The 24,236-nt window shown below is 74.1% G+C and carries 22 protein-coding genes and 1 pseudogene; 14 read left to right on the forward strand and 9 right to left on the reverse strand.

The features are described from left to right. Positions 1–73 precede the first annotated feature (73 nt). From J116_RS15815 to J116_RS15825, 3 genes are all read left to right on the forward strand, one after another. Complete coding sequence (locus tag J116_RS15815; protein ID WP_023588046.1) at positions 74–1,387, forward strand: PAS domain-containing protein; 1,314 nt, start codon at positions 74–76, stop codon at positions 1,385–1,387. Positions 1,388–1,491: 104 nt separating this feature from the next. After that, positions 1,492–2,352, forward strand: a complete 861-nt coding sequence (locus tag J116_RS15820) for a helix-turn-helix domain-containing protein (RefSeq protein ID WP_023588047.1) — start codon at positions 1,492–1,494, stop codon at positions 2,350–2,352. Then, the gene (locus J116_RS15825) at positions 2,333–2,551 is read left to right on the forward strand and encodes a DUF397 domain-containing protein (protein WP_023588048.1); all 219 of its coding nucleotides are present in this window, start codon (positions 2,333–2,335) and stop codon (positions 2,549–2,551) included. The genes J116_RS15820 and J116_RS15825 overlap by 20 nt, the downstream gene beginning before the upstream one ends. A gap of 1 nt (position 2,552) precedes the next feature. Here the strand turns inward: J116_RS15825 and J116_RS15830 are convergent, their stop codons facing one another. Further along, positions 2,553–3,305, reverse strand: a complete 753-nt coding sequence (locus tag J116_RS15830) for an SIS domain-containing protein (protein WP_023588049.1) — start codon at positions 3,303–3,305, stop codon at positions 2,553–2,555. A gap of 167 nt (positions 3,306–3,472) precedes the next feature. Between J116_RS15830 and J116_RS15835 the strand changes: the two genes are divergently transcribed. Both J116_RS15835 and J116_RS15840 read left to right on the forward strand, forming a co-directional pair. Beyond that, positions 3,473–4,165, forward strand: coding sequence for a metal-dependent transcriptional regulator (locus J116_RS15835; RefSeq protein ID WP_023588050.1), 693 nt, complete (start codon positions 3,473–3,475; stop codon positions 4,163–4,165). 518 nt (positions 4,166–4,683) lie between these two features. Beyond that, the gene (locus tag J116_RS15840; RefSeq protein WP_023588051.1) at positions 4,684–5,550 is read left to right on the forward strand and encodes an alpha/beta fold hydrolase; all 867 of its coding nucleotides are present in this window, start codon (positions 4,684–4,686) and stop codon (positions 5,548–5,550) included. Between the two features lie 58 nt (positions 5,551–5,608). Here J116_RS15840 and J116_RS15845 read toward each other — a convergent pair whose 3' ends face one another. Next, the gene (locus J116_RS15845) at positions 5,609–6,601 is read right to left on the reverse strand and encodes a GlxA family transcriptional regulator (protein WP_023588052.1); all 993 of its coding nucleotides are present in this window, start codon (positions 6,599–6,601) and stop codon (positions 5,609–5,611) included. Positions 6,602–6,761: 160 nt separating this feature from the next. Between J116_RS15845 and J116_RS15850 the strand changes: the two genes are divergently transcribed. Further along, on the forward strand, positions 6,762–7,352 hold the full coding sequence (locus tag J116_RS15850; protein ID WP_023588053.1) for a cysteine hydrolase family protein: 591 nt from the start codon (positions 6,762–6,764) through the stop codon (positions 7,350–7,352). A 405-nt stretch (positions 7,353–7,757) separates the two neighbouring features. Here J116_RS15850 and J116_RS15855 read toward each other — a convergent pair whose 3' ends face one another. The 3 genes from J116_RS15855 to J116_RS15865 form a co-directional block, all read right to left on the reverse strand. Further along, positions 7,758–9,380 carry a hypothetical protein gene (locus tag J116_RS15855; protein WP_028964109.1) on the reverse strand — a complete coding sequence of 541 codons (1,623 nt, stop codon included), beginning with the start codon at positions 9,378–9,380 and terminating at the stop codon, positions 7,758–7,760. Positions 9,381–9,409: 29 nt separating this feature from the next. Next, positions 9,410–10,228, reverse strand: coding sequence for an ABC transporter ATP-binding protein (locus tag J116_RS15860; protein ID WP_028964110.1), 819 nt, complete (start codon positions 10,226–10,228; stop codon positions 9,410–9,412). 137 nt (positions 10,229–10,365) lie between these two features. After that, positions 10,366–11,025 carry a bifunctional DNA primase/polymerase gene (locus J116_RS15865; protein WP_037947730.1) on the reverse strand — a complete coding sequence of 220 codons (660 nt, stop codon included), beginning with the start codon at positions 11,023–11,025 and terminating at the stop codon, positions 10,366–10,368. A 349-nt stretch (positions 11,026–11,374) separates the two neighbouring features. On the opposite strand from J116_RS15865, the gene J116_RS15870 reads away from it, so the two are divergent. Both J116_RS15870 and J116_RS30430 read left to right on the forward strand, forming a co-directional pair. Beyond that, complete coding sequence (locus J116_RS15870) at positions 11,375–12,757, forward strand: hypothetical protein (RefSeq protein ID WP_023588057.1); 1,383 nt, start codon at positions 11,375–11,377, stop codon at positions 12,755–12,757. 81 nt (positions 12,758–12,838) lie between these two features. Then, positions 12,839–14,332: a hypothetical protein gene (locus J116_RS30430; protein WP_023588058.1), complete on the forward strand. Its 1,494-nt coding sequence runs from the start codon at positions 12,839–12,841 to the stop codon at positions 14,330–14,332. A 62-nt stretch (positions 14,333–14,394) separates the two neighbouring features. On the opposite strand, the gene J116_RS15880 is transcribed toward J116_RS30430, so the two are convergent. Then, positions 14,395–15,663 carry an ABC transporter substrate-binding protein gene (locus J116_RS15880; RefSeq protein WP_028964111.1) on the reverse strand — a complete coding sequence of 423 codons (1,269 nt, stop codon included), beginning with the start codon at positions 15,661–15,663 and terminating at the stop codon, positions 14,395–14,397. A 201-nt stretch (positions 15,664–15,864) separates the two neighbouring features. Here J116_RS15880 and J116_RS15885 point away from each other — a divergent pair, with 201 nt between their 5' ends. The 3 genes from J116_RS15885 (at position 15,865) to J116_RS15895 (ending at position 17,831) form a co-directional block, all read left to right on the forward strand. After that, on the forward strand, positions 15,865–16,347 hold the full coding sequence (locus J116_RS15885) for an SCO4402 family protein (RefSeq protein ID WP_079147745.1): 483 nt from the start codon (positions 15,865–15,867) through the stop codon (positions 16,345–16,347). 142 nt (positions 16,348–16,489) lie between these two features. Next, the gene (purU, locus tag J116_RS15890) at positions 16,490–17,341 is read left to right on the forward strand and encodes a formyltetrahydrofolate deformylase (RefSeq protein ID WP_023588061.1); all 852 of its coding nucleotides are present in this window, start codon (positions 16,490–16,492) and stop codon (positions 17,339–17,341) included. A 103-nt stretch (positions 17,342–17,444) separates the two neighbouring features. Then, the gene (locus J116_RS15895; protein ID WP_023588062.1) at positions 17,445–17,831 is read left to right on the forward strand and encodes a DoxX family protein; all 387 of its coding nucleotides are present in this window, start codon (positions 17,445–17,447) and stop codon (positions 17,829–17,831) included. Positions 17,832–17,879: 48 nt separating this feature from the next. On the opposite strand, the gene J116_RS15900 is transcribed toward J116_RS15895, so the two are convergent. Both J116_RS15900 and J116_RS15905 read right to left on the reverse strand, forming a co-directional pair. Further along, positions 17,880–19,130, reverse strand: a complete 1,251-nt coding sequence (locus tag J116_RS15900; RefSeq protein ID WP_023588063.1) for a zf-HC2 domain-containing protein — start codon at positions 19,128–19,130, stop codon at positions 17,880–17,882. Continuing rightward, entirely contained in the window at positions 19,127–19,714 is a 588-nt protein-coding gene (locus tag J116_RS15905) for a sigma-70 family RNA polymerase sigma factor (RefSeq protein WP_028964112.1), read from the reverse strand. Before J116_RS15905 ends, J116_RS15900 begins: the two co-directional genes overlap by 4 nt. 192 nt (positions 19,715–19,906) lie before the next feature. On the opposite strand from J116_RS15905, the pseudogene J116_RS30960 reads away from it, so the two are divergent. From J116_RS30960 to J116_RS15920, 3 genes and pseudogenes are all read left to right on the forward strand, one after another. Further along, positions 19,907–20,275: pseudogene (locus J116_RS30960) on the forward strand (STAS domain-containing protein); the annotation flags it as partial. Positions 20,276–20,715: 440 nt separating this feature from the next. After that, the gene (locus J116_RS15915; protein WP_023588066.1) at positions 20,716–21,192 is read left to right on the forward strand and encodes an ATP-binding protein; all 477 of its coding nucleotides are present in this window, start codon (positions 20,716–20,718) and stop codon (positions 21,190–21,192) included. A gap of 295 nt (positions 21,193–21,487) precedes the next feature. After that, positions 21,488–22,144, forward strand: coding sequence for a hypothetical protein (locus tag J116_RS15920; protein WP_139140485.1), 657 nt, complete (start codon positions 21,488–21,490; stop codon positions 22,142–22,144). Between the two features lie 99 nt (positions 22,145–22,243). On the opposite strand, the gene J116_RS15925 is transcribed toward J116_RS15920, so the two are convergent. Further along, entirely contained in the window at positions 22,244–24,184 is a 1,941-nt protein-coding gene (locus tag J116_RS15925; RefSeq protein ID WP_394331486.1) for an acetate--CoA ligase family protein, read from the reverse strand. Between the last annotated feature and the right edge of the window lie 52 nt (positions 24,185–24,236).

The raw sequence follows: 24,236 nt of genomic DNA on the forward strand, positions 1-24,236 counted from the left end.
TTCCAGTTGAATGGCCGGGCGCGCCGTGGCTGCACGCGCGTTTACGGCTCATGTCTCGCAGGGGGTGGCCGGGATGAGTGCGTCCAGGAGCGGAACGGCGCGGGCGGACGGGGATCTGCTCAGCGCGCTGCTGGACGGGATGGACGCCGCGCTGTGCGCGTTCGACGCGGACGGCGTGGTCACCCACTGGAACCGCGAGGCCGAGCGCATCCTCGGCTGGCCCGCCGCCGAGGCCGTCGGCCGCCGCGGCCTCGCCGGATGGGCGGCCCGCCCCGCCGACGCCGCCGCCATCGAGGCCCGCCTGATGGCCGCCATGGACGGCCCGGGGCGCGGTCTCCACGAGTTCGCGCTGCTCCGCAAGGACGGCGGCCGGGTCCTCGTACGCACCCAGGTCTCCGGCGTGCTCGGCACCGACGGCAGCCCCGCCGGTGTGTACTGCGCCTTCGGCGAGATCCACGCGCAGCTCGATTTCGAACGGTCCGTCGCCCTCAGCGAGGCGCTGTTCGCCGACGCCCCGTGCGCGCTCGTCGTCGTGGACGCCGACCTGCGGCCCGCCGTCGTGAACACCCGCGCCGCCCAGGCCCTCGGCGCCTCCCGCACCGCCCTGCTGGGCCGCCCCCTCGGCGACTTCCTGCTCCAGGGCGCCGAGCAACTGGAGGCCGCCCTCGAACACGTACTCGCCGAGGGCGACCCCCGCGCCCCGGCCGACCTGTGGACGACCGTCCGCGCCCCGGACGGCGAACGGCGGCGCTGCTGGCGCAGCGGCTTCCTGCGCCTCGCCTCCCCGCTGTCTCGCGGGCCCTCGCCGCTGGGTGTGGCGTGGCTGTTCGAGGACGTCACACAGGCCCGCGCCGCGGAGCAGGAGGCCGACCGCCTGCGGTTCCGCGCCAGCCAGCTCCACCGCGCGGGCGCCGCCGCCGCCGAGTGCGAGGACCCGATGGAGGCGGCGACGGTCTACCTGGACTTCGCGCTGGCCGGTTTCGCGGACGACGCGCTGCTGGACGTCGTACGCGGCGACGGCACCCGGCTCGTACGGGTCGCCGCCACACCCGCCGAGGGGCCCGGCCCGGTGGCCCCCGTCGCGGGCGGCGGCCTGCCCGTCCCGTACGGCCCCGGCCACCCCGCCCTGCGTGCGCTGGACCGGGCGGGCGCGGTGCGGGCCAGCACCTGGACGTCGGGCCCCGCGCGCGTGTGGGCGGCGGAACGCCTCTGGCCCACCGGCGCGGCCCACGCCCTGTGCGCGGTCCTCCGCAGCCGGGGCCGCACGCTCGGCGTGGTGACGTTCCTGCGCTCCGCGACCCGCCCGCCCTTCGAGCGCCCGGACGTGGCCTACGCGGAGAGCGTCGCGGTGAGGGTGGCGGCGTCCCTGGACCTGAGGGACGACTGACACCCGTACGTGCGAATAGTGACGCAACCATCACGCACGGTTCGGTGTTCTGTTCAGTGGGCGGCGGATCGGACAGTCGGAAGACCGGTGAGGGGTGGTCGGTGATGGCGCGCGGGCAGCGGGTGGAGATCGACGGGTCGGAGAGCGTTCCGAACTTCCACGGCAAGGAACTGCGCTTCCAGCGCGAGGGGGGGGAGGGGCTGACGCTGGAGCAGTTGGTGGAGGGCAGCTTCTACGGGGCGACGTACCTGAGCGAGATCGAGCGCGGCCGGCGCCGCATGCCGCCCGACCTGGCCCGCCAGGTGGACCGGGTGCTGAAGACGGACGGCTACTTCGAGCGCGGCTGCGAGGACGTGCGCAAGGCCCGCAAGGGCGGCCACGCGGAGTACTTCGCGGACGCGGCCGAGATGGAGAGGTTCGCCCTGACCATCGAGGACTGGGCGCCCTTGCTCGTGCCTGGGCTGCTCCAGACCGAGGCGTACGCACGGGCGATCGTCAGGGCGGCCGTGCCGCGCGCGAGCGATGCCTACGTGCAGAGGAACGTCACGGCGAGGCTGAGTCGCGCATCGATCTTCAAAGAGGAGGAACCTCCGGCGTTCTGGGCCATCCTGGACGAGTCCCTCATCCGGCGCGCTGTACTGCCTCCGGAGGGAATGGCGGAGCTGCTGGAGCACATCGCGCGCGTCGTCAGGGAGACCCGGTCCCTGCTCCAGATCGTGCCGGTGACCACCGCCCTGCACCCGTTCATGATGGGCATGACGAGGATCATGACGTTCGCCGATGCCCCGTCCGTGGTCTACACGGAGAGCCTCCACAGCGGCCAACTCATCGACGACCCGCGGCTCGTGCGCTCCTACCGCCAGTCGTACGATCTGCTCAGGGCCGACGCGCTGCCGCCTGAGGCGTCCCTGGCCATGGTCGAGGAAGCGGCGGAGGGATTCCGGAATGGCACAGATCGAGGTTGACCTGAGCTCTGCGCAGTGGCGCAAGAGCAGCTACAGCAATGGCACGGGCGGCGAGTGCCTGGAAGTCGCTGACCACTTCCCCGGCGTGCTCCCCGTGCGGGACTCCAAGATGCCCGAGGCGCCTGCCCTCGTGGTCGCCGCGGCCGCGTGGGCGCCGTTCGTGGCGGCGGTGAGGGCGGGGCGGCTCGGGGTGGGGTGAGTCAGCGGCGGTAGAAGATCCGGTCCGCGTACTCGTCCATGACGCGGGCGTTCCACTCGTGGCCGCCGTCCACGTTGCCGGAGCGCAGCAGCGGGGGCTCGACGCCGCGGCGGACCAGTTCCCCGGCCGCCGCGGCCATGGTGGCCTGCATGAGCGCGCTGGTCACGACCGTGGAGGCGGGGGCGAACGGCGCCTCGATGCCCTCGTGGGTCAGCTCCGCGTCCCCGACGGGGATCTTGGAGTCGAGGACGATGTCGCAGTGGTCCTTCAGGAAGGTGCCCGAGGCGTTCCGCGGGCGGGTCTCCTTCGTGTAGGCGACCGAGGTGACGCCGATGACCTTGAGGCCGAGCGCGCGGGCGTTGACGGCCATCTCGACGGGCAGGGCGTTGCGCCCGGACAGCGAGATGATCACCAGGAGGTCCCCGGCGCGGGCGGGGGAGGAGTCCAGTACGGCGGCGGCGAGGCCCTCGACGCGCTCCAGGGCGGAGCCGAGGGTGGCGGGCGCCTCCACGCCGACGGCGCCCGGTACGGGCAGCAGGTTCATGAGGGCGAGGCCGCCGGCGCGGTAGACGACGTCCTGCGCGGGCAGCGACGAGTGGCCCGCGCCGAAGGTGAAGAGGCGGCCGCCCGAGGCGATCGTGTCGGCGACGGCGGCACCCGCCGCGGCGATCTGTCCGGCCTCCTCGTCCCGTACGCGCTGGAGCAGTCCGATCGCGGCGTCGAAGAACTGATCGGCCAGCGTGCTGTCGCCCATCGGCGGCCTTCCTCTCGTCGTGTCGCGGATCACGGTGCGGTCTGGACCATTCCCGTGTCAATACGGCGCCAGGCCAGCCCGGATCGGCGGCGGCACGGTTGTCCGCGGGATGCGCAACAATTGAGACAGGGCCGCGCACACTGGAAGTCACGCATCGAGGGGCACGTATGTCCGGACTGATCGACACCACGGAGATGTATCTCCGCACCATCCTCGAGCTGGAAGAGGAAGGTGTGGTGCCCATGCGCGCCCGCATCGCGGAACGGCTCGACCAGAGCGGTCCCACGGTCAGCCAGACGGTCGCCCGGATGGAGCGTGACGGCCTGGTGACCGTCGCCGGGGACCGACACCTGGAGCTGACCGAGGAGGGCCGGCGGCTGGCCACGCGCGTGATGCGCAAGCACCGTCTCGCGGAGTGCCTCCTCGTGGACGTGATCGGCCTGGAGTGGGAGCAGGTCCACGCCGAGGCGTGCCGGTGGGAGCACGTGATGAGCGAGGCCGTGGAGCGGCGCGTCCTCGAACTGCTGCGGCACCCCACGGAGTCCCCGTACGGCAACCCGATCCCGGGCCTGGAGGAGCTGGGCGAGCAGGCGGAGGCCGACCCGTTCCTCGACGACAACATGGTGGCGCTGTCCGAGCTGGACGCGGGCACCGAGGGCAAGACCGTGGTGGTCCGGCGGATCGGCGAGCCCATCCAGACGGACGCGCAGCTGATGTACACGCTGCGGCGGGCCGGTGTGCAACCCGGTTCGGTGGTCAGCGTGACGGAGTCGCCGGGCGGCGTGCTGGTCGGCAGCAGCGGCGAGGCGGCCGAGCTGGACGCCGACGTGGCGTCACACGTCTTCGTCGCCAAGCGCTGAGCCTGCCGTAGGCGCGGCACCCGTCCGCGCCTGCGCTGATGCGGCCCCGGCGGGCGGTGGTGTTCCGTTCGCGGCCCGGCGGCCGTACCGTACGGGGTGCTTTCGCGCGGAACGGCAGCGGGGCGGCTTCGCGCGTGCCACTCTGGGCTTCAGGCCGGGACCTGTCCTGGGAGGGGAGCCGCGCGATGTGTCGCCGTCACCGTCGTCATCCTCGTCGTCCGCCGACCGCTTCGCCGGAACACACGTCCGCACATGGGGAAGGTCCCGGTGCCTTACGGCACCGGGACCCGTCCTCCCCTGTGCTGACCCGGAGCCCCGAGCTCTCAGGGTCAATCCCGTCGGACCCTTTTCCCCGAGTGGTCCGCCTCCCGTTGAAGATCTCCCCTCGGCGGTGGCCGTCAATCCTTGAGCGGGGTCACTCGAACGAGCGGTGTTGCCGTGCGTACCCCGGTTTTCGAATGTGAGTTCGATACTGTGGGTCGGGTTGTCCGACGTGACAGAAGGGGGTGCCAGGGCACATGGTGCGACGAATCGACCTGACCGGAGCCGACGGCGTACGCCTCGCCGCCTGGGAGTTCGCCGAGCCGCCGAAGGGGCCGGGCGACGACGGCACCGAGCCCGGCGGCGGTGTCCTGCTGCTGCACGGCCTCATGGGGCGGGCCGCGCACTGGGCGGAGACGGCGAGGTGGCTGTCGCAGCGGTACCGGGCGGTCGCGTTGGACCAGCGGGGGCACGGGCAGAGCGGCAAACCGGCGGCGGGGCCGTACACGCGTGAGGCGTATGTGGCGGACGCGGTGGCCGCGATCGAGCAGCTGGGCCTCGGGCCGGTGACCCTGATCGGGCACTCGATGGGCGCGCTGACGGGCTGGCAGCTGGCGGCGGAGCGGCCCGACTTGGTGAACGCGCTGGTGATCTGCGACATGCGGGCTTCGGCGTTGGGGGCGTCGTCGCAGCGGGAGTGGGAGGAGTGGTTCCGCAACTGGCCGCTGCCGTTCGCGACGTTGGCGGACGTGCGGAAGTGGTTCGGCGAGGACGACCCGTGGGTGGAGCGGCCGAACCCGGCGCGGGGCGACTTCTTCGCGGAGGTGATGGCCGAGGGTGCGGACGGGTGGCGGCCGGTGTTCTCGCCGCACCAGATGCTGGCGGCGCGGTCCACCTGGGTCCACGACGCGCACTGGGACACGCTGGCGCAGGTGCGGTGCCCCACGCTGGTGGTGCGCGGCCTGGACGGGGAACTGGGCCGGGCGGAGGCCCACGAGATGGTGCGGGTGCTGCCGCAGGGGCGGTACGCGGAGGTGCCGGACGCGGGCCACTACCTCCACTACGACCAGCCCGAGGCCTGGAGATCGGTCCTCTGGCCCTTCCTCACCGCCACGACGCCCTGACCGGGAGGTCCGGGCCCCTGAACGGGGCTCTGGCCGGGCGGCCCCGAGGGCCCGTGCCTCACTCGGGGACGGTGCGGAAGCGGCGCCGGTACTCCGTCGGCGTCGTGTCGAGCCTCCGCCGGAAGGCCCGTACGAGCGTGTCGACGGTGCCGAAGCCGGTGGCGGCCGCGACGCGTTCCAGCGTGGCGTCGGTGGACTCCAGCTGGTGGCGCGCCTGCTCGACGCGTACCGACTCGATGTAGGCGTGCGGGGTCGTGCCCAGCTCGTTCTTGAAGACGCGGGTGAGCTGCCGGTCGCTGACGTGGGCGTGCTCGGCGAGCCGGGGGACCGTGAGCGGCTCGGCGAGATGGCGCAGGATGTAGTGGCGCAGATCCTCCACGCGCCGGGTCGTGGAGACCTGCTCCAGGGGGACGCTGAACTGGCTCTGGCCGCCCGGCCGCTTCAGGTACATCACCAGCTGCCGGGCGATCCGCAGCGCGACGGCCTCGCCGAGGTCGTCGGCGATGAGCGCGAGTGACAGGTCCAGGCAGGCGCTGATGCCCGCGCCGGTCCACACGTTCCCGTCGCGGACGAAGATGGGGTCGGCGTCGACGTCGACCGCCGGGTGGTCGGCGGCGAGCCGCTGAGCCGTGGACCAGTGGGTGGTGGCGCGCCTGCCGTCGAGCAGCCCCGCGGCGGCGAGGACATGGGCCCCGACGCAGACGGACGCCACCCTCCGGGCGCGCGGCGCCAGTTCGGCCACCCGCTTCACCAGCGCCGGATCGACCAGCGGGTTCACGCGGCGGTCGCCGCTGACCTCCACCGCGCCCGGCACCACGAGCGTGTCGATGCTCCGTTCCCGGAGCTGCCCGAAGGTGACGTCGGGCAGGACACGGACCCCGGCGGCGGTGACGACGGGCTCCATCGCCTCCGCGGCGAGGACGACCTCGTAGCCTGCGGCCTCCTCCGTCTCGCGCCGCGCGAGATGGAACACCTCCGGTGGCCCCGTGACATCGAGCAGGTCGACCTCTTCGAAGAGGACGATGACGATCAGTCGTCCGGTGGTGTCCACAAGTCCCCCTGCCCGCGCCCCGTCACCGGCGGCGGTGATGTCGGTTTCTGCATGTTAGACGTCATTGCCGACGCACCGGGCCGGGCCGTAGCGTCATAGGCGCAGGTCACCGCATCGATGCGACCGCTTCCCCGACCCCGACACCCTCAGGCGGCACCCCATGCCCAGAACCACGCTGCGCCGGCTGTCCGGCCTCTCCGACGCACCCGCGAAGCTCGCCGACGCGACGCTGGTCCTGATCGACTACCAGAACACGTACACCACCGGCGTGATGGAGCTGGACGGCTGGCGGCCCGCCCTCGACGCCGCCGCCCGGCTGCTGGAGCGCGCCCGCCGCGAGGGCGCCCGGATCATCCACGTCGTCAACGACGGCGGTGAGGGCACGCCGTACGACATCCGGGCCGACATCGGCCGCATCCATCCCGACGTGGCGCCGGCCGACGGCGAACCGGTCGTCGTGAAGAAGGCCCCCGACGGCTTCCGCGACACCGAACTGGGTCGGCTCGTCGACGAGGCGGGCAGGGACGAGCTCGTCATCGCCGGGTTCATGACGCACATGTGCGTGGCGTTCACCGCGCAGGGCGCGTTCCTGCGCGGCAACCGGGTCACGGTCGTGGCCGACGCGTGCGCGACGCGGCCGCTGCCGGTCGCCGGTGCGGAGGTGGGGGCGCGTGAGGTGCACCTCGCCGCGCTGGGGACCGTCGCGGATCTGTACGGGGTCGTCGTCCCGTCGCAGGCGGAACTCGCCTGAGTGAGCCGGGAGGCCCGTCGGTGCCCGTGACCGCCGCCGGGCCTCCCTCCCCCGCCGCTCCGCGCCCTGCGGGCCGCCCTGAGGGCTGGGCCCGTGCGGGCGCTCTGCCCTGCGGGCCGCCGTGTCCGCTGCCGCTGTGGGCATGCGTTCCGCCAGGGGCGGGACGGGTGGCACAGCGGACCTGGCGGGTGCCGCTTACCGCGCCTGCCGCACCAGTGGGCACCCTCCCGGGCGGGGCACCCGTTGTGCCCACCCTTCCGCCCTGCGGAACGACTGCCCACAACGGGGTGCGGGCCCATACCCGGACGGGGCCCGCAGGAGGTGGCTTCTCGGGGCCAGGGACCGGCCCAAGCCCTGGGGCCAGGTGGGGCCGCAGGGGGTGAGCCCCGTGGCGGGGGTGCCCCGCTACGCCTTGCTCACCGCCGCCAGGATCTCCGGGAGGCGGCGGGACGTGCGGGTCGCGGCCAGGTGCAGGCCCGTGAACACCAGCAGCGCCCCCCACGCCGCGCCCAGCGGCAGCAGCGCCCACGGGGACACGGACGCGACGTGCGTCCAGACCACCGCCCCGATCAGCGGCGCGCACAGCACCACCGCCAGCAGCATCCCGCCCATCATCGAGCCCCACGCCAGACCGCCCTGCCCGGGCGCCGCGTTCTTGTACGCGCTGTCCTGCGGGATCGAGTACGGCAGGTACGCCGACGCCCACGCGCCCACGCCCAGCATCGCGCCGAGCAGCCCGTACGACAGGCCCAGGCCCTCCGGCAGCGCCCCCCAGTCGCCGAGCACCGCGACGGTCACGAACACCACCAGCGTCGCGTACGGCAGGGTCACCAGCAGCAGCGCCAGCGCCCGCGCCCGCAGCTCCAGGTACGCGTCCCGCTTCGACGAGATGGTCATCGCGACGATCCAGAACGCCGACGTGTCCTGGCCGAACTGGTTGTACATCAGCGACCCCAGCATCGCCGCGGCGAAACACGCCCAGTACACCGAGCCCGTCCCCTGCACCGCGTTGAACACCGGCACGATCAGGCCCAGCGCCAGCGCCGTCACCCAGCCCGACTTGGCCTTCGGGTCCCGCCACGCGTACCGCAGCGCCCGCTGCACCACCGCGCCCGTACGGCCCTCCGGCAGCAGCCGCGCCCAGCCCGCACCCGCGCCGGAACGCTTCCGGTCCGCGTCCGCACCGGCCGCCGCGACCGTCGAACCGTCCGGCGCCGTCATCAGCCTCGTCAGGCTCCGCTGCCACCAGTACAGCAGCCCCGCCAGCGCCACCACGGTCAGCAGCAGCTGCGCCACCGCCGTCCCGTACGCGCCCCGGCTCGCCGAGTCCACCGCGCCGACCGCCGACGCGGGCGGCACCCACCGCACCAGATCCGCCGCGGGCTCCAGGCGCGAGAGCCCGCCCGCCTGGCCGAGCCGCTGCGCACCGAAGTTCACCACCTGGATGCCGATCGCCACGACCAGACCGCTCAGCAGCGCCAGGTCCCGGCCCTTGCGGGACGTCAGCAGCCGGATGTTCGCCGCGGCGACCGCCCGCGCCAGCGCCAGGCACACCAGCAGCACCAGCGGCACCGCCGGGACCGCCACGGCGAGCGCGAACCCGCCGTGTGCCACCGAGACCCCCGCACCCACCACCAGGCACAGCGTGAACAGCGGGCCGATCCCCACCAGTGAGGCCACCAGCAGCGCCCGCACCAGCGGCCCCGCCCGCAGCGGCAGCATCACCAGCCGCGACGGGTCCAGCGTCTCGTCACCGCTCGGGAAGAACAGCGGCATCACCGCCCAGCCCAGCGCCGTCACACCGGTCAGCAGAACCGCGAGCGTCGCCGCCTGCGCGTGCCCCCGCAGCAGCACCAGGCCGAGCAGCTGCCCGGCAGCGAACAGCAGGGCGAACACGATGGAGACGACGAAGACCGCCGTACGGCCCGACGACTGGCGCAGCCCGTTGCGCAGCAGCGACAGCTTGATCCGTACGAACGTGGCCGTCAGCGCCCCGGCCGACGCGCCCACCGGGTTCGCCGCCCTCATCCCCGTACCGAAGGCACCCGACTCGTACGTCACCGGGCACCGCCCAGCCAGTCCAGGGACTCGCCCGTGTCACGGCCCCGCGCGCCGACCAGTTCGAGGAACGCCTGCTGGAGCGTGGGCGCGTCGCCCCGCACCTCCGCCAGCGGGCCGTGCGCGCGGATGCGGCCCGCGGCCATCACCGCGACCCAGTCGCACAGCGACTCGACCAGCTCCATGACATGGCTGGAGAACACGACCGTCGCGCCCGACGCGGTGTACCGCTCCAGGACGCCCCGGATCGTCTGCGCCGACACGGGGTCCACACCCTCGAACGGCTCGTCCAGGAACAGCACCTCGGGGTTGTGCAGCAGCGCCGCCGCGAGGCCGATCTTCTTGCGCATGCCGGTCGAGTAGTCGATGACCAGCTTGTGCTGCGAGCCCGCCAGGTCCAGGACGTCCAGCAGCTGCGCCGCCCGCTTGTCCACCTCGGCGCCCGGCAGCCCCCGCAGCCGGCCCGTGTACGCGAGGAGTTCGCGCCCCGACAGCCGCTCGAACAGCCGCAGCCCCTCCGGCAGCACTCCGATGCGGGCCTTCACCGCCGCCGGGTCCCGCCACACGTCGTGCCCGGCGACCTCGATGCGCCCCTGGTCGGGGCGGAGCAGTCCGGTCACCATGGACAGCGTCGTCGTCTTCCCGGCGCCGTTCGGGCCGACGAGGCCGATGAACCTGCCCGCGGGCAGCTCCAGGTCCACCCCGCCGACCGCTATCTGCTCGCCGAAGCGCTTCCACAGCCCTTCCACGCGGACGGCGGGCGGCGCCCCCTCCCGCGTCCCGCCCGCCGCGTCAACTCTCCGGTCCTGCTCCGGCATGGTCACTGCCGCCTCCCGCTGCCCCGTCGATCGTCTGTACGGGCGCAGCCTACAAACCCGCAGGCAGCGGGCGCGTTGGGCGAATCCGGCAGCGTGCGGCGGCCCGGTGTTGCCGGGGTCCGCCACGAGCGGGTGCCTCAGCGGCCCCGTGCCGCCGCCGCGTCCCGGCCGCACGCGTACGCCAGCGGGCTGATCAGCTCCTCCGCGTCCGGCAGCCACCGGTTGGCGTGCGTCGGGCGGCGCACCCACTGCACCGCGCCCTGCCCGCCGACCCGCGTCGGCGGCGCCACCACGTACCCGCCCTCACCCTTCGCGACCAGGTCGATCCCGGCGGGCGACCAGCCGAGACCCCGGATCAGGTCAGCGGTCTTCGCGGCGGCGCCCGGCAGGACGAAGAAGACCATCCGCCGGTCGGGGCCGCAGGCCACCGGGCCGAGCGCCACGTCCATCCGCTCCATCCGCGCCAGCGCCAGGAACCCCGCCGACTCCGGCACGTCCAGCGCGTCGAACGTACGGCCCGTCGGCAGCAGGATCGACGCCGCCGGGTGGCCGCCCCACAGGCGGCGCGCCGCGACCGGGCTGCCGGTGGCCTGCGCCGCCCAGTCCGTACGGAACGGGTGCGCGCCCGGCGCCGCGCACGCCGCGTCCCCGCACGAGCACCGCTCCAGGCCGCCCGCCGTCTCCAGCCACGTGCCGGGGAACACGTCCCAGTGGCGTTCCTCCGCGTACCGCACGGCGGTGTCGAGCAGCGGTTCCCCGCGCTGCTGGGGGATGTGTGCGGCCTCCGTGACTCCCATGGTCTCTTCCACGGACAGCACAACTGTCCACCCCACGGGTGGTTACGGGGCGCAGAAGTGAACGAGGTGGTGCACCGGCCGGGCACGCGGGGCGCATGGGTGCACGTGCGGGGGCGCGCATGGGCGGCGGGAGCGGTGGGCGGGTAGGCAGCGTCGGGGACGCGGCCTCAAGGACGTCGAAGGCGGTCAAAGGCGGTCGGAGACGGTCATTGCGGCACACCTCGGGCATACGCCGTACAAGCGGTGATGCCGATGATCTGGTATGACAGCGCCGCGTTCCGCATTCTCCGGACATCAGCCGGGCAGTGATCGGGGCGACTGATCGCCACCGGCACCTCAGGGGGTAGTCATGGCAGCGAGGCCGCTCGTCGCCCGTCAGCCGAACGAACGGCTGCAGGCGCTCATTCAGGAGGCAGGGTGCTCCAACGCCGGGCTCGCCCGCCGCGTCAACATGGTCGGCTCGGAGCGCGGGCTCGACCTGCGGTACGACAAGACGTCGGTGGCGCGCTGGCTGCGCGGGCAGCAGCCACGGGGCCGCGCGCCCGGCATCATCGCCGAGGCGCTCGGCCGGAAGCTGGGCCGTACGGTCACGATCGACGAGATCGGGATGGCCAGCGGCAAGAACCTGGCCAGCGGCGTGGGCCTGCAGTTCTCGCCGACCGTGGCGGGCGCCGTCGAGCAGGTCTGCGAACTGTGGCGCAGCGACGTGGGGCGGCGGGACTTCCTGTCCGGCTCCACCGTCGCCGCGTCCGCGCTGGTCGAGCCGAGCCGTGACTGGCTGATCACCGGCCCCGACCCGCAGGTGGCGCGTACCGCGGGCGCCCGTGTCGGCCTGGCGGACGTCCGGGCCGTACGGGCCATGACGGAGGCGCTGGTGGACCTGGACCACAAGTTCGGCAGCGGGCATGTGCGGCCGGTGGTGGTCCACTACCTCAACAGCGTCGTGTCGGGGATGCTCGCCGGTTCGTACCGGGACACGGTCGGGCGGCAACTGTTCGCGGCCGTCGCGCGTTTGACGGAGCTGGCCGGGTACATGGCGGTCGACACGGGCCAGCCGGGTCTGGCGCAGCGGTACTACATCCAGGCCCTGCGGCTGGCGCAGGCGGCGGGTGACCGGGCGTACGGCGGCTATGTGCTGGCCGCGTCGATGAGCCACCTGGCGGCGCAGCTCGGGAACCCGCGGGAGATCGCCCAGTTGGCGCGCGCCGCGCAGGAGGGGGCGCGCGGGCACGTCACCCCGCGCGCGGAGGCGATGTTCCTGGCGGCGGAGGCGCGCGGGCACGCCCTGCTGGGCGACGCGCGGACCTGCCAGGAGGTGGCGGGGCGTGCCGTGGCCGCGCTGGACCGGGCCGACCCGGAGGCGGGCGACGACCCGGCGTGGATCGCCCACTTCGACCACGCGTACCTCGCCGACGAACTGGCGCACTGCCACCGGGACCTGGGCCAGGCGGAGGCGGCCGCGCGGGCCGCGGCGGAGGCGCTTGAGGGCCACCCGGCGACCAGGGCGCGGCGGCGCGCGATCGGCCTGGCCCTGCTGGCGGCGGCGCAGGTGCAGCAGCGGGAGGTCGAGCAGGCGTGCCACACGGGTGCCCGCGCGGCCGAACTGCTGGGCACGCTGCGGTCGTCGCGCGGCGCGGAGTACCTGGAGGACCTCCAGTCGCGACTTGAGCCGTTCCGGGACGAGCCCGCGGTACGGGAGTTCGCCGCGCGGCTGGAGCCCCTGGCGGCGTAACGATCACACCCGTGTGCGAGGGCGGCGGGACAACCGGTAGCGTGAGCCGACGCTTCCGTAGGTTCACACGTAGGAGTCCCGGTGACGCAGAGCGGACACGGCCAGGAGGGCCAGTCGTGGGGCCAGACCCCTGGCCAACCCTGGGGGCCGCCGCCCCCGCAGGCCGCGCCGGGTGAGGACCCCGCCACGCAGTACCTGCGGCCGGTCCCTCCGGCGTCCGCGCCACTGCCCCCCGAGCGGGGGCAGGCGCCCGCGGAGACCCCGGCGGAGTCCACGCAGTTCCTGGGGACCGGCTTCGGTGCGCAGGCGGGGCAGGCCCCCCAGCCGCCGCAGTACCAGCAGCCCCACCAGTCCCCGCAGTACCAGCAGCCCCACCAGTCGCCGTACCCGCAGCAGCCCCAGCAGCCGGGCCAGCCCCCGCAGTCCCCGTACGGCCAGCAGCCCCCGCAGCCGCAGTACGGGTACCCGCCGCAGCAGCCGCAGGGGTACGGCTATCCGCCGCCGCACCCCCAGCCCGGGTACGGATATCCGCCGCCGCACCCCCAGCCCGGGTACGGATATCCGCCGCCGCAGGCCCAGCCCGGCTACGGGGCCCCGCAGCAGCCGCACGGCCAGCAGCCGTCCCAGCAGCCTCCGTACGCCCAGCAGCCCCAGCACCCGGGCCAGCCCCAGCAGCGGCAGCCGGACCCGGACTCGGAGGCCACGCAGTTCATCGCGCCCGTACCGGGCAACAGCGGCCCCCCGGCGGAGTTCGACAACCTGTTCCGGGACGACACGGCCGGCGCGACGCAGCAGATGCCCCGCATCGACGCCCACGCCCAGCCCGGCCCGCACCAGCCGTACGGACAGCACCAGCAGCGTCGGCCGTACGGCGGTCAACCGCCCCACGCGGCGCAGCAGCAGCACGGCTACGACGACTACGACGAGCCCGGGCCGCGCCGCTCCTCCAAACTGCCGCTCGTGGCGGCCGTGGTGGTCGGGTGCGCCGTCGTCGGGCTCGGCGCGGGCGCCCTGATGAGCGGCGGCGACGAGAAGCCCGACGACAAGGCGGGCGTGGTCGCCGCCACGTCCCCGACACAGGCCCCCTCGGCCCCGGCGTCGTCCGAGCCCGCCCCGGACCCGGCGAAGGCGCAGGCGGAGGAGCTGGACAAGCTGCTCGCGGACAGCAACAACAGCCGCGACTCGGTGATCCGTTCCGTCGAGAACATCAAGAGGTGCCACGAGCTGGACAGGGCCGCCGCCGATCTGCGGGCGGCCGCGGGCCAGCGACGGGAGCTGGTCAACCGGCTCGGCGGCATCCAGATCGACAAGCTGCCGGACCACACGCGGCTCTCGGCGTCGCTCACCAAGGCTTGGCAGGCGTCCGCCACCGCCGACGACCACTACGCGGCCTGGGCCCTCCAGGTGAAGAAGCCGAAGAACTGCAAGGACGGCAAGGCCCGCAACACGGGCAGCACCGCGCAGGCCGCCGTGGCCAGCGGCCAGGCGACCACCGCCAAGAAGGAGGCCGCACGTCTCTGGAACGGCATCGCCGAGACGTACGGCCTGACCAAGCGGCAGCCCACCCAGCTCTAGGCGGGACCACCGCGACGAGCATGGCGGGGCACCCGCCGGGTCACGGCCCGGCGGTGCCCGCGCTACGACGAGCGGGCCTCCTGGAGCGTCGGGCCGACGTCCACGAAACCGGCCCGCTGCGCGACCAGCCGCCCCTTGCGCACCACCTGGAACGTCACCTCGTGGTTGACGAGCCGGGGGAAGCCCGGTGTGCCGAGCATGTCCTCGTACCGCCAGCGCAGGCTCGGCGTGAGGCCCCCGGTGTCGATCCGCAGGCCCCGGTCGAGGGTGAGCGCGATCCTGCCGGGGGTGACCTCGTCGTCGCCGATCTCCTCCACCACCCGCTTGAGGACCGTGTACGCGATCCAGGTGGTCTGCACCCCGGCGTCGGCGGGGTCGATCCGGTTGTCGCCGAAGGCGTGCTCCCGGATCACCCGCCGCATCGGCTCCCAGCGGGTGTCGCCGGGCTCCGGGTACCAGCCGGTGACGTACGCGCCCTCGAACGGGCCCGACGCGCCGCCCGTACGGTCCACGAGCAGCTGGTCCACGCTGCCCAGCACCGACGAGATGCGGATGTCCCGGCCGTCCGAGGCGAGCCGCCGGAACGAGTCGAAGAAGTGCGCGGTCCGCTCGCCGAGCGCGGCGGTGACGCAGCCGCGGTCCTCACCGGCCCGCGAGCGGGAGCGGGTGGCGACCGCCGTGTACTCGCCCGCGTCCTCGGCCGCCGGGATGTCGTACGCCTCGCGCTGCTTGCCGTGCGTGAGACCGGAGTTGAGCAGGCGGTGCAGGTGGTCGCCCGCGATCGTGTCGGGGCGGACCAGGGAGACCCGCTCGCAGGAGGCGGCGAGCTGCATGCCGTTCCCCGCGAGGAGGGCGACCTGGCCGCCGTTGACGGGATAGGAGAGGTAGCTGGTGAACTCCTCGTCGGCCAGGCCGTAGCCGCCGATGTACGGGATGTTCGCCGCCTCCAGGGGGGCCATGAAGGCGCGGCCGTGCTGGCTGTACGAGCCCACGACGGCGGCCACGCCCTCCTTGACGGCCTTGCGGGCGCAGTTCGCGGCGCCCGTCGCGCTGTTGCCCTCGTTGCACGTGATCACGCGCAGTTCGTGCCCGGCCAGGCCGCCCTGGCTGTTGGCCCAGCGCGCGAACGCTTCGGCCATGGCGGGCATCCCGGGCATGTTGGTCGCTTTGGTGTCTTGAGGTGCCCAGGTCATCACTGTGATGGGCTCCCTGGAGCCCCCCGTGGCTCCAGGGAGTGCACCACAGCCGGCGAGGAGGGACGCCGCGACGAGAGCCGTCGCGGCCCTGGACGTGAGTGAAGTGGTAAAGCGTCGCCTGCCGTTACCGGTCATGAACCCGCACACTTCCCGCTCATGGGTAACGCTGGAGTGTAGGTGGTTCAACGGTCGGTGACGTGGAGGTGAATTGCGGGGGAGCTCGGGCGCGTACGGTGGAGGACGTACGATCCGTACGCTCGCCACCTTCCCGGTGCGCGCGTCCCGTAGCTCGTCCGGGCCCGGTCCGCTAGGGCCGAGCCCACAAGGTGAACGCAGATGAACTCTTCCCGTCGCGGCCGTCGCTCCTCCACCATGGTCGGCATGCCCCTCAACGACATGCCCTGGTGGCGCTGGCGCGCCAACGTGCGCTCGGCGCTGCACATGCTCTCCGACCCGCGCTTCCACCAGGAGTGCTGGCTGGCCGGGGCCGACGGGTACGGGGACGTCACGGACGCGGTGTACCGGCTGGTCGAGGACACCTGGCTGGACAACTGGTCCGCGGAGAAGTACGTCGGCGCGGTGTTCCGCGACTCGGGCGAGGCCCAGCTCGTGGACCTGGCCGTGCTGCGCGTCCTGCGGATCATGCACCAGGTCGGTCCTGACGCCCCCGTGTCCGCCTACCTGGGCCACCCGTCCTGGGCCGAGGCGGTGCAGGCGGCGCGCGACGCCCATGTGCGGCTCTCCGCCAACGACGGCGAGGACCCGGACGTACCGCCGCGGCCGCTGTACGAGCTGCGCGCGCTGACCGGCGCGGCGTAGGCGCGGGCCCGCGCGGGCGGCGGGGTCCGGCCGACGGGCGGGCGCGTGGCGCGCGGGCGCGGGGCCGGCCGGAGGGCTCCGGAGCGGTCCGGCTGGCGGACCGGTCCGGTGCCCGGTCCGTCCGGTATGGCATCCTGCCGGGATGACCGACCAGTATGTCCTCACCCTCTCGTGCCCCGACAAGCAGGGCATCGTGCACGCCGTGTCGAGCTACCTGTTCATCACGGGATGCAACATCGAGGACAGTCAGCAGTTCGGGGACCGGGGCTCTGGCCTGTTCTTCATGCGGGTGCACTTCTCCGCCGAGGCGCCCGTGACGGTCGAGAAGCTGCGAGCCAGCTTCGCCGCGGTCGGCGACTCCTTCGGCATGGAGTGGCAGATCCACCGCGCGGACGAGCGGATGCGGGTCGTGCTGATGGTGTCGAAGTTCGGCCACTGCCTCAACGACCTGCTGTTCCGGACGCGGATCGGCGCGCTCCCGGTGGACATCGTGGCCGTCGTGTCCAACCACACGGACTTCGCTGAACTCGTGGCGTCGTACGACATCCCCTTCCACCACATCCCGGTGACCAGGGACACGAAGGCCGAGGCCGAGGCGCGGCTCCTGGAACTGGTGCGCGGCGAGAACGTCGAGCTGGTCGTGCTCGCCCGGTACATGCAGGTCCTGTCGGACGACCTGTGCAAGGCGCTCAGCGGCCGGATCATCAACATCCACCACTCGTTCCTGCCGAGCTTCAAGGGTGCCAAGCCCTACCACCAGGCGCACGAGCGTGGAGTGAAGCTGATCGGCGCGACCGCGCACTATGTGACGGCCGACCTCGACGAGGGCCCGATCATCGAGCAGGAGGTCGAGCGCGTCGGGCACGAGGTGACCCCCGAGCAGCTCGTCGCCGTGGGGCGGGACGTGGAGTGCCAGGCGCTGGCCCGCGCGGTCAAGTGGCACGCGGAGCACCGCATCCTCCTGAACGGCAGCCGCACGGTCGTCTTCGCCTGACGGACGGCACGGGACCGTCACGGAGGTCCCGCTGCGTGTCACAGGACGCCGGGCCGTCCCGTCCCAGAGGGATGACATCGGATCGTCCTGTCGGGAGAACGCCGTGAACCTCGCTCTGTGGATCGTCGCCGGACTGCTCGCCCTCGTCTTCCTCGTCGGAGGCGTCGGCAAGCTCGTCGTGCCGAAGGAGAAGCTGGTCACCATGGGCCCCGGCGCGGCGTGGGCCGGGGACTTCAGCGCCGGCGCCCTCAAGGCCATCGCGGCCCTGGAGGTGCTGGGCGCGCTGGGGCTGATCCTGCCCGCCGTGCTCGGCGTCGCGCCGGTTCTGGTGCCGCTGGCCGCCGTCGGCCTGGTGCTGATGATGGCGGGCGCGGCGGTCGTCCGGCTGCGGCGGCACGAGAACAGGCTGATGCTGGTGGACCTCACGTACCTCGCCCTGGCCGCGTTCGTGGCGTGGGGCCGCTTCGGCGCCGAGCCGTTCACCGGCTGAACCCGCCCAGGCCGGTCCGGCGGGGGGCGGGCGTACGGCGGGCGGCCGCTACATCCGGCTCAGGGACGCCGTCGTGTACAGGAAGTCCCGTACGGCCTCCCGGTCACCGTCCTGCCCCACCGCGGCCTCCTCCGGCGTCACGTGCCCCGCCATCAGCTGGCAGAACTCCGCCCGGTCCAGCGCGACCACCGCCACCTGACGCTCCGGGCACGCCAGCGCCGCCGGGGAGTCCAGCGCGACGTACCAGTGGCCGCCGCCCGCGCCCTCCACCTCGAGGCGCAGCGAACGCCCCGGCGCTCCCGCCTCGACCAGCGAGCGCACCGGGCCCGCGAGTCCGGTGCGGCGGCGCTCGGCCAGCGCGGCGGGCAGCAGCCGGACGGCCAGGTCGATCATGCCGTGCAGATGCGTCCCCGACGGGGGCTCGTACGGGTAGGCCAGGGCCGTCGCGATGTCGTCCGCGTGCACCCAGCACGCGAACGCCCGCTCCAGCAGCGCGTCCCGCAACGGCAGGGAGAACGGCCCGTACGGCACCGACAGCTCCGTCACCCCGTGCCCGGCGAACGACACCGTCCGCACCAGCGTGTGCGCCTGCTCGCGCCACGGGCCGCGCATGCACCGCTCGTCGCCGCCCTCCTCCAGCGCCCGCCAGAACGCCTCCGTGCGCTCCGACGGACCGGACCGGCCGGGCCCGTCGTCGTACGGGGCGACCGGGTCGCCGAGCCCGAGGGCCGCCGTGACCAGGCCGTCCACCGCGAGGAGATGGCTGATGACCCCGGCGACGTCCGTGGACCGGCTCACCTGCCGCCCGTCCGCGAACCAGCGGAGCCGTACCGGCGCGTCCCACTCCGCGGGGCCGATGTCCTGGAGCAGCGCGTCCAGCCGCGCGGTTTCCGCGTCGTACGGCCCCGCCCACGCGGGCACGGGGATGCGCGCGGGGCGGCGGCCCAGGCAGTTCTCCAGGACCCGCGACCGCAGCAGCGGGTCGAGGTCGAGGTCCCGCTCGTTGTGCAGCAGCGGCACCGCGTCGCGCAGCCGCAGCGCCTCGTCCGCGCACGGCGCGCACTCCGTCAGGTGCGCCTCGACGGCCTCGGTCTCCTCGGCGGAGCACGCCGACAGCGCCCACGCCCCGAGCAGCGACCGCAGCAGGGCGTGCGGTGGCGCGTCCGGTTCACGGGGCGGCGGCTCCGGTTCACGGGGCGGCGGCTCCGGCGTGCGGGGCGGCTCCGTGGTGCGCGGCGGCTCCGGGAGCGCGCCCGGCACGGCGGCGTCCCGGTGCTCGCCGTCGGCCCGCGCCCTCACAGCGGTGACCCTCCGGGCCCCGGCGGTGAACCGTCCAGCGCCCGGGTCTGGTGCGCGGTGGCGAGCAGCTGGAGGCCCAGCCGCAGGCGCCGCCGTGCCTCGTCCTCCGTCACGCCCAGGTGCGCGGCGGTCTGCCGGTAGTCCCGCCGCTGGAAGTACGCCGACTCCAGCGCCGTGCGCAGCGAGGCCGGCATCGCGGTCACGATGTAGTCCGCGCGGGCCGCGACGGCCGCCCGCCGCACCCGCTGCTCCAGCTCCTCCGCCGAGCCCCCGCCGCCCTCCGCGAGGGCCCGCGTCCCGCTCTGCCGCAGCCGGTACACGGACTGGTGGCGGGCGAGCCGGGCGATCCACGCCCGTAACGAGCCGTCCTCGCGCGGGTCGTACGCGTCGGGGTTCTCCCAGACGTACCCGAAGACCTCGCGGGTGACCTGGTCGGCGGCCCGCTGGTCCTGCAGCACGCGGTGTGCCGTGTTGTGGACGAGGGAGGCGAAGCGGTCGTACAGCTCGCCGAGCGCGGCCGCCTCTCCCCGCGCCAGCCGCTGCTGCATCCTGCGGTCCCAGCGAGGCGGTGTGTCCATGGGCATCCTTCGAATGTAGTGCGAGGCCCCGGCGACGCACCGGGCTTTGGTCAAGTGCTGGCGTCTCGGCCGAGGGGATGGTAAAGAAGCCGCCAACCTCGCCGTCGGGTGTTTCGGACGTGGCCGGTGGGGCAGCTGCGACGGGAAGAACATCCTCCGGATGGTCGGTTTCCCGGCGAGGAAAGGTCGCGGCCCGTGATGCTGAGCGTGGAGCGAGCCGAGCGGGGCGCCTGGACCGTGCTCAGTGTCTCCGGCGAGCTGGACCTCGTGTCGTCGCCGGTGGTCCGGCGCCTGGTGCACGACGCGGTGGCGGACGGCCGCCACGACGTCGTCCTGGACCTGTCCGGGGTGCGGTTCTGCGACTCCAGCGGCGTGGGCGTGCTCATCGCCTCGCGCCGGCTGCTGTACTCCTGCCGCGGCCGGCTGCGGCTGATCCTCCCGGCGCGCGGCGCGGTCGAGGGCTCCCACGTCAACCGGGTGCTGGCGGCGCTGGGCGTGCGACGGCTGTTCGAGGTGTACCCGGATGTGGCGACGGCCGCGGGAACGGGTGCCGGTGCCCGTACCGCGCCGGACGGCGTCGGAACCCCGGGTGCGGGGGCCGATGTGGGTGCCGGGGCGGCGTGTGGGGCGGGTGTGACGGAGGGGACTTCCGGGGCGGAACGGGTGGTCGCTCCCCGTACCCCCGCCGAGGCACGTCACGTTCGGTGAGCGGTACGAGGTGTACGGCGGGAGGGATCGCGGGTAGACCAGGCGAGGGCCGTCCTCGCCGCCCTGCGCGCGAGACGGTCATCTCCGGTGCGTCCGCGCGCTGGTGAGGCCGGTGTGGCGGTTGCGCGCTCGCGTTCGACTGGGCGGAAAGTGCGTCGCACAGTATGCACCAGCCGTACTCCTTCGCGCTGGAATATGCCCGAAGCGCTTGTTCCGGTGACTGTACGTCAACCATGCTGAGCGCCCAAGGTTCGCTGTGGCGCGAGGCGATGTGTCCGCCGGTTCGGATGGTGTGAGCGGTGCAGGTGCTTCAAGTTGAGTTGGAGATCGGGCCCGACCCCGCGGAGGTGGGGCGGGCCCGCAGGTGGGCGAGGTCGCGGCTGGCCTGTCCGGGGATAGCGGTGGACGAGTCGCTCGCCGACACGCTCGTGCTGCTCATCTCGGAGCTGGTCACCAACGCCGTGGTGCACACGGGCTGTCCCGCCGTGCTGTCGCTGCTGTTCGGGCCGGGCGGTGCGGGCGCCGGGATCGTGCGGGTGGAGGTCGCGGACAGCAGCGCCCGCCCACCGCAGCAGCGCCGGGCCGACGGCGCCGACACCCACGGGCGGGGCCTGGAGCTGGTGGACGGACTCGCCGACCGGTGGGGCTGGCAGCCCGAGGGACAGGGCAAGCGCATCTGGTGCGAGGTGGACCGGACGGCCCCGGCGATCGCCCCGGCGGTGGTGCGCGAGCCGCGGACGTACGAAGCGCCGCGTGCCGTGACCAACACGGCGTAACGGTCATTTCCTGGCATACCAGTTGACGGGGCGGCGGTCGACTGCCCACCCTGGGACCAGTGGTCCGTGGCGAGGGGACGCCGAGGGCGTGCCTCCACGCCCTCGACGAGTGCGGACCGCGTGTCCGGCGCCGGGTGCACTGGCGCCGGGCGGGGTGGCGGCCGCCGTGCCGTGCTCGGGGCGGATGCCGTGGGCCGCCACCCGGGAAAGCCCCCCCCCTTGTACCCGGTCAAGTAACCCGCGTGCGGGCCGCTTCGGGACGGGGAGGAGGATCTCCACAGGAGGGGAGATCCTCATGGACGCAGAAACGTGGCAGCGCCTCTACGGCCCGCCGCAGCCCGCCCGCCGCCGCCCCCCGAGGCGCCGGCCTGCACGCCGACCGCCACCGGCGTGGCAGCCCCCGCCCGTGCCCGGCTTCCTGGCCCGCTACAGCGGCGGAACCCTCGTCGCGATGGGCGCCATGGGGGCAGAAGCCGTGGTGCTGTTCGCGGTGAGCCAGGTGTACGCGTACACCCAGGAGTCCTCCGTACACCCCGTCCTCCACGTCGTGGTCCTCCTCGTCCTCGTCTTCGTGGGCGTGCCCGCCGCACTGGGGATCACCGTGGGGATGGTCCTGCCGCTCACCGCGCTCGCCACGTGGACCGGCAAGCGGCTGCGCGGCAGTGACTCCTGGTGGTGGCTGCCGATCGTGGCGGCCGTTGCCTGCGGGGTGCTCGTGATGGCGGTCGCCCTCCCGGCCGGCGCGTGGCGCGGAGGACTGTGGTGGTGGGCCGGACTTACGGTGCTCGTCACTCTGCCCGGGCTCGCCGCCCGCCCGGCCCTGCGCCCCGAGCCGGGCCACCCGGGGCTGGGCCGCGCCGTGACTCTGACGACCCTGTACGGGACGGGTGCGGTCGTCCTGACGATCGTCGGCGGGTATGTCGCCTTCTTCATGGGTCTGGTGGACGCGTAAGAGCCGCCGGAGCTGACGCGGGAGACCGCCGTCGGGACCGACGCGTGGAAGCTGTACGAGCTGCGGCGCGCCGACAACTAATGTGCTTTCCGCGGAGGTTCAGTCCCCGGCGTCCGCCCGGCACACCGCGCGGGCGCCGAGCGCGACGGCGCCCTGGCCCCGTTCCCGTACGACCAGGGGATCGACGGCCAGCTCCGCGAGGTCGCCGCCCAGTTCCAGGGCGATGCGCTGGACCCGCAGGACGGCCTCCACCAGCGCGTCCACGTCGAGCGGCGGGCCGCCCCGCACCCCGTCCAGCAGCCGCCGTACGCGCAGTTCGTCCAGCATGGCGCGGGCCTCGCCGTCCCCGAAGGGCGGGACGCGCACCGCCGAGTCCGGGTCCGCCTCCGCGAGGACGCCGCCCGTCCCGGCCGTCACGGTCGGTCCCAGCAGCGGGTCGTGCACCACGCGGAGCGCCATCTCGACGCCGCGCTCCACCATCTGGCAGACCAGCACGCCGTCCAGGTCGACGCGTTCGTACCGGGCGATCTCGGCGAGGTCCCGGTACGTGTCGCGGACCTGGCTCGCGGAGGACAGGCCCACCCGGACGAGGCCCAGTTCGGCGCGGTGCGCCAGGTGCGGGGCGGACGCCTTCATGACGACCGGGTACCCGACCTGCGCGGCCGCGCGTACCGCCGCCGCCGCGCTGGTCACGAGCTGCTCGCGCGGCACGCGGATGCCGTACGCCCGCAGCAGCTGCTTCGCCGCGTGCTCGCTCAGCCGGTGCCCGGGCCGCAGCAGGGGCGCGGCCTTGCGGGCCGAGGGCGACGGCGACGGCGAATCGGACAGCTCCTCGTACGGGGAGCGGTAGGCGACGCGTCGGCGGTGGTGGGCGGCGTACGCGGTGAGCGCGGCCACGCAGTTGGCGGTGGCGCGGAACGTGACGAGGCGGGAGGAGCCGAGGAGCGTCTCGCGGTACGCCGCCTCCGAACCGGCCGGGGAGCCCCAGATCACGCACACGGGCTTGTCGGACGCCTCCGCCGCGTCGGCCAGCGCCCGCGCGAGGCGGTCGGTGTGCGGCGGGTGCGGCGCCGGTACGGGGCAGACGAGCACCCCGACGGCCGGGTCCGCGAGCACGTCGGCCGGGGTCCCGCCCGGGCCGCGCACCTCGGCGGGGAGCCCGGCGGCGCGGACGAGGGCGGCGACCGGGGCGGCCGCCGAGCCGGAGCCGTCGTCCCACACGGCGACGGCCTCCGCGCGGGGCGGACGGGCGCGGGCGAGGAGGGTCGCGGTGTCCCGTAACTGGTCGGGCGAGCCGACCGTGACGACGCCGTACTGGCGCAGCGCCGCCCCCAGGACGGGCGTGGTGGGCGACGCGAGGGCGACGACGGGGACGCCGTGGCGGGCGGCGTGGTCGGCGGCGCGGAGCAGGGCGGGGGCGTCGTGGACGGGGCCGAGGTGGCAGGCGACGGCGCCGACGCCGGGCTGCTCGGCGCAGTACGCGATGAGGTCGGCGGCCGTCAGGTCGGCCGCGCCACCGGTGAGCGCCCAGTGCGAGACGCGGACGCCCAGCTCCTGGAGGGCGTACAGGTGCCGCGCCTGCGGGCCGGTCGGGGCGACGACGGCGACGCCGGGCCCGTCGAGGTCGTCCCGCAGCGGCGCGAACTGGTCCGCGCCGGTGGGCCCGAGGACCCGGGTCGTACCGCCGCGCAGCAGGTCGGCCGACAGGGCGGCGCCGAGGACCACGGCCAACGGAACCTCGAACTCGCTCAGTTGCCTCACCACGGGCAGGGCGTCGCCGCCGAGCACCACCGCCAGGTCCACATCGCCCGGCAGCTCCCCGGCGGACGCCACGGCCGCCACCCCGGCGCCCGGCTCGCCCCGCACGGCGTACACCCGCGCCCCGAGCGCCCCCGCCCACCGCGCGACGGCGTCCCGCCCGTCGCCCGACCCGAACAGCGCCACGGCACGCGGCCGGAACAGCGCGCCCAACTCCGGCGCCCGGACCCGCGCCCCCGCCTCCGGCTCCCCGGCGAAGCCGCCCCGAGCAGACCCAAGCACCACTCCGCCGCCTCCCGCCCGTCGCATGACCGACCCCGAATGACGCCCGGTC

It is taken from the genome of Streptomyces thermolilacinus SPC6 (genome assembly GCF_000478605.2).
In the GTDB taxonomy this organism is placed as follows: Bacteria; Actinomycetota; Actinomycetes; order Streptomycetales; family Streptomycetaceae; genus Streptomyces; species Streptomyces thermolilacinus.

Coding starts and splice junctions, on each gene's coding strand:
- J116_RS15855 (WP_028964109.1), bottom strand. CDS start 9,380: ATGAGGGCGGCGAACCCGGTGGGCGCGTCGGCCGGGGCGCTGACGGCC.
- purU (WP_023588061.1), top strand. CDS start 16,490: ATGACCGACCAGTATGTCCTCACCCTCTCGTGCCCCGACAAGCAGGGC.
- J116_RS15870 (WP_023588057.1), top strand. CDS start 11,375: ATGGCAGCGAGGCCGCTCGTCGCCCGTCAGCCGAACGAACGGCTGCAG.
- J116_RS15865 (WP_037947730.1), bottom strand. CDS start 11,025: ATGGGAGTCACGGAGGCCGCACACATCCCCCAGCAGCGCGGGGAACCG.
- J116_RS15920 (WP_139140485.1), top strand. CDS start 21,488: ATGGACGCAGAAACGTGGCAGCGCCTCTACGGCCCGCCGCAGCCCGCC.
- J116_RS15880 (WP_028964111.1), bottom strand. CDS start 15,663: ATGACCGGTAACGGCAGGCGACGCTTTACCACTTCACTCACGTCCAGG.
- J116_RS15840 (WP_023588051.1), top strand. CDS start 4,684: ATGGTGCGACGAATCGACCTGACCGGAGCCGACGGCGTACGCCTCGCC.
- J116_RS15825 (WP_023588048.1), top strand. CDS start 2,333: ATGGCACAGATCGAGGTTGACCTGAGCTCTGCGCAGTGGCGCAAGAGC.
- J116_RS15830 (WP_023588049.1), bottom strand. CDS start 3,305: ATGGGCGACAGCACGCTGGCCGATCAGTTCTTCGACGCCGCGATCGGA.
- J116_RS15850 (WP_023588053.1), top strand. CDS start 6,762: ATGCCCAGAACCACGCTGCGCCGGCTGTCCGGCCTCTCCGACGCACCC.
- J116_RS15905 (WP_028964112.1), bottom strand. CDS start 19,714: ATGCCCATGGACACACCGCCTCGCTGGGACCGCAGGATGCAGCAGCGG.
- J116_RS15820 (WP_023588047.1), top strand. CDS start 1,492: ATGGCGCGCGGGCAGCGGGTGGAGATCGACGGGTCGGAGAGCGTTCCG.
- J116_RS15835 (WP_023588050.1), top strand. CDS start 3,473: ATGTCCGGACTGATCGACACCACGGAGATGTATCTCCGCACCATCCTC.
- J116_RS15860 (WP_028964110.1), bottom strand. CDS start 10,228: ATGCCGGAGCAGGACCGGAGAGTTGACGCGGCGGGCGGGACGCGGGAG.
- J116_RS15885 (WP_079147745.1), top strand. CDS start 15,865: ATGAACTCTTCCCGTCGCGGCCGTCGCTCCTCCACCATGGTCGGCATG.
- J116_RS15815 (WP_023588046.1), top strand. CDS start 74: ATGAGTGCGTCCAGGAGCGGAACGGCGCGGGCGGACGGGGATCTGCTC.